11 protein-coding genes are annotated in these 9,568 nt (G+C 66.0%); 2 read left to right on the forward strand and 9 right to left on the reverse strand.

Annotated elements, in window-relative coordinates:
- Nucleotides 1-103: 103 nt before the first annotated feature.
- The 8 genes from ACH34R_RS43870 to ACH34R_RS43905 all read right to left on the reverse strand — a co-directional run bounded on the left by ACH34R_RS43870 (nt 104) and on the right by ACH34R_RS43905 (nt 6,005).
- On the reverse strand, nt 104-1,378 hold the full coding sequence (locus ACH34R_RS43870; protein ID WP_397567591.1) for a replication initiator: 1,275 nt from the start codon (nt 1,376-1,378) through the stop codon (nt 104-106).
- Nucleotides 1,333-1,461, reverse strand: coding sequence for a hypothetical protein (locus tag ACH34R_RS43875; RefSeq protein ID WP_397567581.1), 129 nt, complete (start codon nt 1,459-1,461; stop codon nt 1,333-1,335). Before ACH34R_RS43875 ends, ACH34R_RS43870 begins: the two co-directional genes overlap by 46 nt.
- Nucleotides 1,458-1,793: a hypothetical protein gene (locus ACH34R_RS43880; RefSeq protein ID WP_397567582.1), complete on the reverse strand. Its 336-nt coding sequence runs from the start codon at nt 1,791-1,793 to the stop codon at nt 1,458-1,460. Before ACH34R_RS43880 ends, ACH34R_RS43875 begins: the two co-directional genes overlap by 4 nt.
- A gap of 13 nt (nt 1,794-1,806) precedes the next feature.
- Nucleotides 1,807-2,457, reverse strand: a complete 651-nt coding sequence (locus ACH34R_RS43885; RefSeq protein ID WP_397567583.1) for a DUF2637 domain-containing protein — start codon at nt 2,455-2,457, stop codon at nt 1,807-1,809.
- Nucleotides 2,458-2,494: 37 nt separating this feature from the next.
- The gene (locus ACH34R_RS43890) at nt 2,495-3,817 is read right to left on the reverse strand and encodes an FtsK/SpoIIIE domain-containing protein (RefSeq protein ID WP_397567584.1); all 1,323 of its coding nucleotides are present in this window, start codon (nt 3,815-3,817) and stop codon (nt 2,495-2,497) included.
- Nucleotides 3,810-4,139, reverse strand: a complete 330-nt coding sequence (locus ACH34R_RS43895) for a hypothetical protein (RefSeq protein ID WP_397567585.1) — start codon at nt 4,137-4,139, stop codon at nt 3,810-3,812. The genes ACH34R_RS43890 and ACH34R_RS43895 overlap by 8 nt, the downstream gene beginning before the upstream one ends.
- 346 nt (nt 4,140-4,485) lie before the next feature.
- Nucleotides 4,486-5,700: a helix-turn-helix domain-containing protein gene (locus tag ACH34R_RS43900; protein WP_397567586.1), complete on the reverse strand. Its 1,215-nt coding sequence runs from the start codon at nt 5,698-5,700 to the stop codon at nt 4,486-4,488.
- Nucleotides 5,697-6,005 carry a putative quinol monooxygenase gene (locus ACH34R_RS43905; protein WP_397567587.1) on the reverse strand — a complete coding sequence of 103 codons (309 nt, stop codon included), beginning with the start codon at nt 6,003-6,005 and terminating at the stop codon, nt 5,697-5,699. The genes ACH34R_RS43900 and ACH34R_RS43905 overlap by 4 nt, the downstream gene beginning before the upstream one ends.
- Before the next feature lie 193 nt (nt 6,006-6,198).
- On the opposite strand from ACH34R_RS43905, the gene ACH34R_RS43910 reads away from it, so the two are divergent.
- Nucleotides 6,199-6,642, forward strand: coding sequence for an ATP-binding protein (locus tag ACH34R_RS43910; RefSeq protein WP_397567588.1), 444 nt, complete (start codon nt 6,199-6,201; stop codon nt 6,640-6,642).
- On the forward strand, nt 6,639-6,920 hold the full coding sequence (locus tag ACH34R_RS43915; RefSeq protein ID WP_397567589.1) for a hypothetical protein: 282 nt from the start codon (nt 6,639-6,641) through the stop codon (nt 6,918-6,920). The genes ACH34R_RS43910 and ACH34R_RS43915 overlap by 4 nt, the downstream gene beginning before the upstream one ends.
- Nucleotides 6,921-7,733: 813 nt before the next feature.
- On the opposite strand, the gene ACH34R_RS43920 is transcribed toward ACH34R_RS43915, so the two are convergent.
- Nucleotides 7,734-9,221, reverse strand: a complete 1,488-nt coding sequence (locus ACH34R_RS43920; protein ID WP_397567590.1) for a PIN-like domain-containing protein — start codon at nt 9,219-9,221, stop codon at nt 7,734-7,736.
- Nucleotides 9,222-9,568 lie beyond the last annotated feature (347 nt).

Raw genomic sequence — 9,568 nt, forward strand, 5'->3', positions numbered from 1 at the left:
GGGACAGCGCACCATCGGCTGGCGTGAGGCGCTCACCGAACTCGACATCGCTTATCCAGGACGGATCAGGTAAAGGCGGCTCTCTGGCTACCGGAAGCGATCTTTACACACTTGAAGTGACAACCTCGTCCTCGGCCAAGAGTGGTAGTCGGCCGGTGGTGACGTTGTCGTGTTGTCGTCGGTGTGCTTCGCGGACCGCTCGGAGTGCGCCGAGGGTGGTGGAGTAGCGGCGGGATTTGGTGGAGAAGTGGCCGCGGAAGCCGAGCATGTGCGCCCATTGGGTAAGGCGGTGGGCGGCCAGGTCCTCCAGGGCGCCCAAGCGCAGGCATTCGGTGATGAGGCGTCGGGCGTGGTCGCGCAGGGGGTGGTGGTCGAGTTCGTCGAGGGTGTGGATGCGGCGGTCCAGGGTGCCGACGCACTCGGCCGCCTTGGTCGCGTACTTGGCGATGTAGGCGGCGACGGCTTGTTCGGTGAGTTCGCCGTTCGTGCGGATGGGGCGGATGTCGAGTTGGTCGCCCCAGCGGAGTGTCCGGCCGTGGGTGGAGAGTGGGATGGTGATCGCGCCTGCCGCGTGCCGTACGGCGTCCGCCAAGACCTCAGCGGTGGCCCACGGCGGTGGTGGCGCGGCAGGGCCGCCCGGCCCGTCGAGGCGGATGACGGCGTGGAAGTGGACGATGCCGCGCCGCTGGTACTCGGCGACCTTGGCGAAGGAGATGGTGACCTGGTCGCGGAGCGCGGTGAGGGTCAGGCCCGAGAGTTTGGCGAAGCGGCGGCGCAGGGCTTCGGTGAAGCGTCGCCACAGTTCCGGCGCGAGGGCGTTGAACAGGACGGTGCCGGTGTAGTCGTAGCAGTCCGGGCACAACGGTTCGCCGAGCCGGGCATCGTCGGCGGCGTGGCGTGCCGTACAGGCCAGGACGCGCCCGTGCGAGCAGGTAACGGCGTCGCGCCGAGGACGGCAGGGCCGGACCTTGCCGCCTGTCTCGTAACGGGTGTGGACGGCTCCGAAGGACGGGGCGGTCAGGGTGATGAACAGCGCGGGATGGGCGGTGACCGATTCCGGGACGCCCTTGCCGCCGGCCAGGCCCGCGCGGATGAGCTGGTAGGTGTCGGCGCGGTAGATCTCGGCGCAGGCCGGACAGCGGGAGGCGCGGCGGGTCTTGCACGCGACTCGAAGGATGCCGTCGGGTTCGTCGCGGGTGGTGTAGCGGTGCAGGAACCGTCCGGTGGCCTGGTCGTAGTGCTCGACCCGGCCGCGTAGGCAGATGGGCTGGTGGCAGCCGCCGGTGGCGCGGATCTGGGCGGATGTGTGGCCAGGCGGGGGGCGTTGCGCGGTTAGGCGCCGTGGTTGTCGATGCCGGTCCCGTGACAGTCGGCGCAGGTGTCGGCGTGGTCGGCGTCGCCGTTGACGAGCCCGGTCCCGCCGCAGGTACAGCAGCAGTAGCGCCGCGCCCAGCGGGTCATGGGGTCCCCTCGGGGACGACGCAGTCCACGTAGGAGAGCAGCGCTTCGTGGCGGGCGCGGCGTTCGGCGAGTACGGCGACGGCCCGGTATTCGACGGGGCCGAAGCGGATGCCGGTGGAGTAGTGGCCGTAGGCGGCGTCTTCCTGGTCGATCTCCGTGCCGAGCAGGGCGGCGATGTGGTCGACGTGCGCGCACATCTCGGCGTCCTGCGCCCAGGCCGGGAAGTGCAGGACGCTGACGTCGCTTCTCGGGACGGGGATGTTCGGGTTGTCGTGCAGGAAGTCGGCCATGTCGCGCAATCCGGAGATGAGTGCGGTGCGGTGGTCGTTCATTGATGTGGTCCCTTCAGGAGTTGGGTGCGCGTCGCAGAGCGCGAAGCAGGTCGGTGGCGAGGTGGTCGGAGACGCCCAGGCGGGCGCGGAGCAAGTCGCTGGTGATGGGCTTGCCGTTCTTGGCCTGGTGGTCGTCGGCGACGCGGCGGGCGTAGTCGATCAGTGCCGGGTCGGGTGCGGGACCACCGTTCGGGCCCTCCGCTGGTGTGGCGGAGGAGGGGCCGGACGTCTCGGCCGTGGCCGGGGACGTCTGCGGGACGTCCCTGGGCGTTTCGGTACGGCTGGCGGTGGCGCAGCGTTCCAGCATCGAGACCGCGATGAGGAAGGCACCGGCCGGGGTGGCGGCGGTGATCCGGCCCCACAGGGTCGGTTCGGCTTGTTGCAGGTTGGCGGCCAGCGACAGCACGATCCCGCCGGACAGGACGAGGACGGGCCAGGAGACGAGGCCGCGTTTCGTTCTGCCGGTCTTGGCGTCGCGTTGCCGTTCGCGGGCGGCCATGACGCAGGTCAGGTCGATGCACACCGCGATGGCGTAGGACATCGCCCCGGTCTGGCCGTTGTCATGGGCGGTGTCGCGGATGTGGGTGAAGGAGCCCGCGCCCGCGATGGCGGCCAGGACCACCATCGGGCCGGTGTCCAGGAGCCGATGGATGAAGCGAGGCATGGAGATCCCCTTGTCACGGTGTACTTCGGCGGGGCGGTCAGGAGGCGTGGGTGTCCTGCGGCTGGGCCGTCATGATGTCGGTCCAGGCCGGGGCGAGGTCGGCGTAGGTGCGGGCGGCGTGTTCGGCGGCCTGCTCAGTGACGCAGAAGGAGCGGGCGCGGTACCACTGGCCGTCGGAGGAGGCGACGATGGCCACGCCGGGTGTCTCGGCCGGGATGGCGCGGGCCGAGACGAGCGCGGCGGGGTCGAGGTCGCCGAGGGTCATGGTGGCGGTCTCCGGATCGTTGACCCGGTGGCAGATCCGCCCCGAACACTGCGCCCGAAGCGCGGTGACCCCGGGCCCGAGGTCGGAGCCGATCCGCTGGCCGCAGCAGAACAGGTAGATCCCGAACGCCCGCCCGAGCTGCGCCACCCGCAGCAACGCAGTCGAGGTATGGGCGATCTCGTCCTTCTCGCTCTTGTCGGCCATCAGGTACAGCTCGGCCAGCTCATCCACCAGCACCACGATCGGGGTGGGACGCATCGCGGGCGGAAGCTGCCAGATGTTGCGGGCGGAGGCCATCCGGCACACGCCCATCCGGTCGTTCATCAACGCGACCAGGTCATTCAGCAGGTCACCGCATTCGGCTCGAATGGTGGCCAGCGCCGAGAGCCGGGGCGCGTAGGGGGTGAACTCCACGCCGCCCTTGAGGTCGAACCCGACCAGCGCCACCGGCTGCGGCGCGAGCCCGATGAGCAGGGCGTTGGCGAGGTTGGACTTCCCGGATTGGGTGGCTCCGGCGTTCAGCCAGTGCGGGACGGTGCGGAAGTCGATGGTCCACGGGCCGCCGGTCTCCAGCCGTCCCACGGTGACCTTGAGCAGGTCGCCCGGCGCGGGCGAGGGGTCGATTTTGATCAGCGGGTCGCGGATGGTGGCGGCCAGCACCACCCGCCCAGGGCGGGGTGAGGTGACGCGTACGGCATGTACGCCCCAGGAGTGGGCGAGCCGTTCGGCGGCTTCGGCGTAGTCGGCGGGGATCTGGCCTTCCAGCGTGTGCAGGGTGACGCGCCAGCCGTACCGGGTCGGGAGCGGCGGCCACATGAACGGTTTGGTGTCCACGCCGATGCGCTGGAACTTGCGTTTGACCCGTACGACGCCGGTCGATGCGACCAGGCTGGGGACGGTGGTGAACCAGAACCGCTGCCGCTTCTTGGTCAGGCCGCAGCCGTGGGCGACCTTCCGCCAGGCCGAAAGGACGCTGAGCGCGGTGAGCGGGTAGCCGACGATGAGCCAGTAGGAGCGGTGGTGCCAGTGGCGCCAGGCGCACAGCCCGGCCGCCGCGGCGGCCAGGACTGCGAGCAGCGCGAGCGGGTCAGGCACCGGTGTTCTCCTTGGCCGGAAGGAGGGCGGTGGCGCGGTAGCTGATGCCCCAGCGGCCGGCGATCTCCCAGACGTAGCCGAGGAGCCCGACGGCGTTGACCGGGTCTCCGGCGGTGATGGGCGGTTCGCCGGTGATGCCGATCTTGAGGAGTTCGATCCGGCCGGACTCGTCTTCGACGGAGACGGTGACCTCGTAGACGGTGTTGCCGTTCTTGTCGGTCTTGATCTCGCCGGTGTCACGGTTGAGGAGGCGTGGGCGCGGGGCTTTGACGCAGGTAATGGTGAGCTTGGCGGTGTCGACCGGGATCGGGACGGTGCGCATGGCGAATAGACCTCTCGTCGGCCTGCTGAGCAGGCGTTATGGGACGAGCGGTGCCGCGCCGTCAGATCCGGAGGCGGTAGCATCGAAGCGCCAACTAGGGTGCTTTCAGCATCCGGGCCTGGGCGGGTCTCCCGCTCAGGCCACTTTCATGTGTGGCCTTCTCTCCGTCGTCCGCAGGGCCGGTGGTGCGGTGCTGCCTGGTTCGGCCCTGGAACGCGAAAAGCGTTTGTGCTGGGCTGCGAGCCTCCGGTTACGGAGAGTTCCAGCGACAACACAAACGCTACATCGCTCAGAGTGATTGCGCTAGTACTTTGAGTACCAGCACACGTACTTTTTCTACGAGTCCCTACGCTCCCACTCGGTCGGCCAGCGCCCGCAGGTCGGCAGGCACCGGATCCTGCATCGTCAGCAGGTCCGAGGTGACCTGCCGTACCAGCCGGTGATTGCGGACCTGCTCCGGCGCGATCTCCTCGGCCTCCAGCAACGCGGCGGTGGCCGCCTCCACCTGACGCCGCTGAGCATGCGCCCGCGCCAGATCGATACGCAGCCGCGCCCGCCGTTCCACCGACAGGCCGGAGACGTCCACAGTGGTCCCGACCCGCAGGGCATGCCCGGCGTCGCCGAGCTCCACCGCCACGGCCACCTCGTGCAGCACCACGTTCGCGGGCCCGAACTCGGTGTTGTAGTCGTTTCGGCCCTCACCCAGCCGCGCGGCCATATCCCGTGCGCCGGCCAGATGCCGATAGGCGGCATCGCCCTGGTTCAGCCGGGAGGCGGCCACCGCGCGCTGCAGCGTCAGGCCGCCCCACAGTGACATCGCCTCCGGCTTGCCCTCGCCCGCCATGAACCACAAGGCATCGGCAGCGGTGCGGGCGATCTCCTCGGCCTGCTCGAAGTGCCGCGCCCCTAGGAAGACGAACCCCAGCCGGAACGCCCCGGCCGCCATCATGAACGGATCCCCTGCGCGCTCGGCGGCGTTGATCGCCCGATCGCCCGCGATCCACGCGGCCTCCGGCTCGCCGAGCTTGGCCAGCGACGCCGAACACGCCTGATAGGCCCCGGCCAGCAACCGGTACAGGTCGGCCTGCTGCTTGGCCGACGCCGACCGTACCCCGCTCTCCAGCGTGGGGATCAGGCCGCGGAGCAGATCGGTCAGCTCCACGTACCGGCTGGCATGGGTCAGCTCCCACGCGCGGTCCACCTTCGGCTGAAGCTGGGAGGCGGGCGGTGCGGGAGCCGAGTGCAGCATCGCCTGAAGAGAGTGCGCGCCCGACAGCAACAACCGTAGCCCGGCCGTCCCCGGCGCCTCCTCAGTGGTGGCGGCGACCACCGGGGCCTCGGCGGCCAGTTCGGCCAGCGGCAGGTCCAGTACTTCTGCGACCTTCTCCAGCACCGACATCCGATCGACCTTGCGGACGCCGCGTTCGACCTGGGAGATCCACGCCACCGAGCGGTCCACGAGTTGTGCCAGCTCTACTTGGGACAGGCCGCGCCGTTTGCGTTCTTGGGCGATGCGCCGTCCCAGCGCCCGCTGATACTCGGTGCTCGCGTCGCTGGTCATGGCGTGGCGCCTTTCCCGCTGGTCAGTTCCAGCCAGTCGACCTCGACCGAGGCCAGCAGCTCTTCCCGGGCGGCGAGGAAGTGCTTGGTGTGACCGGTGGCCTCGTGGGCGTCGAACGCGGCACGGTCGGCGTACAGCTCGTAGAAGATCCGCTGCAGCGGTCGGCCGTCCACGCGGTGGGCGGCGTAGACGATCGTGCCGGGCTCATCGCGGCGGATGGCCTCGATGGTGTCGGCCACCAGCCGATCGAACGCATCAGCACTGGCCTCGTCCTTGCACGTGAATCGGACGACGAGTCCGAACATAGGGCACCCTCCCTCGGGTGTGGCGGAGCGGTCGGATCGCCGCCTGGTCGTTGGATCGGTCCTCGACGATCTGACCAGTACCTATTGTGCGGCGCAAGTACTCCAAGTCGCTTGTACTTGAAGTATAGCACCAGTACTTTAAGTACTGATGGCGCTATAGATGATCTGAGCTGCATGAACGCGAGGTCTCCCCGTGACGCACACCGACACACCCCCCGCCTGCTCCGGCCGCCAGGCCCAGCGCCCCCAACGCTGGACCCGCACCTTCCCCGGCACCAAACGCCACATCGCCGAAGCCCGCCGATTCGTCACCACCTGCCTCGCCGACCACCCCGAAGCCGACACAGCCGAACTCATCGTCTCCGAACTCGCCACCAACGCCATCCGCCACACCAACAGCGGCCAGGCCGGCGGACGCTTCCAAGTCACCCTCCACCGCACCAACCGCCTGCTCCTGCTCACCGTCCTCGACGAAGGCGGCCCCACCACCCCCCGCCTCACCACCGCCGACGACCTCGACCTCACCGGCCGCGGCCTCCACCTCATCACCCAACTCGCCAACGGCTGGGGCACCCACGCCACCCCCACCAGCCGCACCGTCTGGGCCCTACTCCACCTCACCACCCCGCACCAATGATCAGGAGCTGGTGCCTGGCACCACACCCCCGACATCCCCAGCCTGGCTACACCCCGCTGACCTGGATCCCACCCCGCACCGACACCCGCCACCGCGCCCTCGCCTGGACCTGCGACTGCCAGGAAACCATCTACGAACTACGCGCCAGCGGCGGCCTGCTCTACATCACCAGAACCCGAACGCTCCCCATCGGCACCGACACCAGCGAGACCCACCGCCTCCGCACCCGGGAAGGCTGGGACACCTGGCATGCCCTCCTCGCCGGACACGCTCGATAGACATCCCCTCGAGCGGAGCCCCTTGCCACACCAAGCTCGCGACACCAAGATCAATGGCACCACAGTGCGTTGAGTTGGATGAGCACTTTCTCTACGTGATTAAAGGCGATCCGCCTGCGGCGTCTCGCCGCGCGTCGGGCGGTCGCTGGCCGCGCTGCGGCTCTCCGGCCGGTCGCGGCCAGCACCGCCCGCGCTCTTCTATAGCAGCCAACTTAGCTCCCACTTCCGGCCCTCGAACGGCACCACACAGCGCGAGGCATGTAGTAACAACAGCGCAGGCGGACCCGGACGCCTACGGCAAGGGCTCGGCCGCAGCACCCAGAGCGTTCCGCGCCACCGCCCGAGGTCCTCACGACTCAAGCAACGTCGGCGCGAACGCCGTTCTCACCCCACTGATAGGCGCCCATGCCACCGTCAACCATGGCTTACTGTCGGTCTGCGCAGCCGCCTCCGCCGCTGCTACATCACGCACCCGCCCCTCGACGCTAGCCCGTCACACCCTCCTGCAGTAGAAGGCAAGCCGGCACAACCCTTCGTCGTTACTGAACGCAAGCCGATCCCGGCAATACCGATCCCTTGAAGGTCGTGACGATCGCCGACATCGGTGCTCACCGTACATGGTTGGGGCGATCGGCTGCCGCGGCCCTCCTTCGTCGGGCCTTGCCACCGGGCAGCTTGGGCCGACGACAGCACACGGTGGACCAGCACCAACGCGCAGCTGCGAAAGTACACCGATGTAGTGCAACACGACCATATCTGTACCAACAAGCGGCTGCTATGGCATTAACATTTATCAGGCCAGCATACTCAGATTTATAGCGACTCTATCAAGTTGAGTTGCTCCAGCCACCGCAATGTTAACATCGCCTGTGTCGCACTAACTCCTTGAGGCGGGGTGCGTGCCAATTTTGCACGAAGCTTTCGAGGCGATTCTTCTTTCGCCATATCGAGTATTGCAACAGCTCCATTGATTCTTCTAAGAAAGCTGATCTGCAGCAGCTCCAGATTTCCCCCATCCGCAACAAATCGCTCCCCAAGAGGGGTGAGTCGAACCTGATTCTTATTTACGGATGCCAGGCCAAGCGACTCTAAATTCCGCATTCTTCGACGAGCTTCAGTGCGGAGCGTTATATTCGGAAATCTTTTCTGAAAAGCGTCAAGATAAACTTCTAGTCTAGGGGAGCTAGATGCAAGTTGCGCCATATCGAACACTGTCTCCAAGTAGTCGCCATTTTGGTCACGGGGTAGCTTGGCAAGGAGATATCCGCCAACCGCATCCTCGGCCAGGGTGTCCAAAGCGCCAACTTCCTCGATTGTTAGGCTGGACAGTTCGAGCGCAGCTCGCAAGCGATCCACTCGCCCGGCATCCTCGACCGACTTTTGACTTACCTCGACATTGAGAATAGACTTCGCATATTGCAGGAGGCTTTCGGGCCGAAGCATGAAGAGCCGCACCTGGGCACGTTGGCGAAGCTCACGGATGAGCTCAAGGCGCGGACCCTTCCTTTTGCCGCCCTCCTCTTGCCACCAATCCTTCTTCTTATCTCCTGTGATGATCAGAACATCACATCTTCTCTCTTCTGCCTCCCGGATAACCTGCTCCCAGACAAAGTAATCACCAGCAGGGAAACCGCCCTTCTTATCTCTGTCTTCATAGCCAGGGGGGATCTTATTTTGGATGCGTCGATTCGCTTCAGCCAGGAGGGCTTCCATCTCGGAGTCATCGAAGGCCAGCCCAATTCGGCCCCCAAACAACGGCTCGAGGGCAATCAGGACAGGGTCGTCATTCGTGTTCTCGCTCACGATGAAAGCTTCGGCTTCCGTAAGCTTTTGAACTCGATTGATCGCTACCTCGAAGCCTCGCTTCAGCGAGTCTCTGATGGAGTCGAGGTTCTCGCCCGACAGCGCAAGGCGATTGGACCACTTATTCACCGCCTCTGCGGATTTCTGCTGCAGAGCCCTCAGTTCTGCAGTTGTCTCCGTGAGTATGCTCTTTGAGTCATCCAGCGCGTTCTTGCGGTTTCTCCAAAACTCGTCAAGGACTTGGCGAGGCATCCAAAGCTGATTCGCCACCCGCTCCAAAATAGCAATGAGATCGTTTCTCGTCCGTCTATTATAACGGTACAGATTAAGCAGCGTATTTGTGTCGGGAACCACCATTCCTTTGGTAAGAACCTGTCGATAGTCCTCATCAGAGGCTGTCTTGTACTCCTCGTAGCCGTCGTAGAGACCATGCGAAGAGCGACGTTGTTTTGCTCGCACAACAGCATCATGCCCTGACAGATCGAACGATGGAACCATTTATCCATGTTTGCAGTGTCGAGTTGCCCATCTTCCTACAGCCTGGGTCATTGAGAATCTGCGTCAGAAAGCAGCCGCCCTTCGCTGGCTGAGCTGGGCGTATACGACGGACTGGATGCGGCTGGTCTCCGATCTCCCTGACGGGAGGCACGTTCCGGGCTGAAAATTGGTGGTGGTTGCCCACCGACGTCGTTGTTCCATGGTCCGTTCGAGGCTGTCGGCTAGTGGTGCATCACGCAACCTTGGTGGGGTAACTGGTCCATGACCGGATCGGGGAGCTGGCGGCGAAGCTGACCTTCGGGGCGGCGTGCCGGTTGCGCCAGCGGACGTAGGCCGCGATGGCGGCG

This window comes from Spongiactinospora sp. 9N601 (assembly GCF_044326295.1).
GTDB lineage: Bacteria > Actinomycetota > Actinomycetes > Streptosporangiales > Streptosporangiaceae > Spongiactinospora > Spongiactinospora gelatinilytica.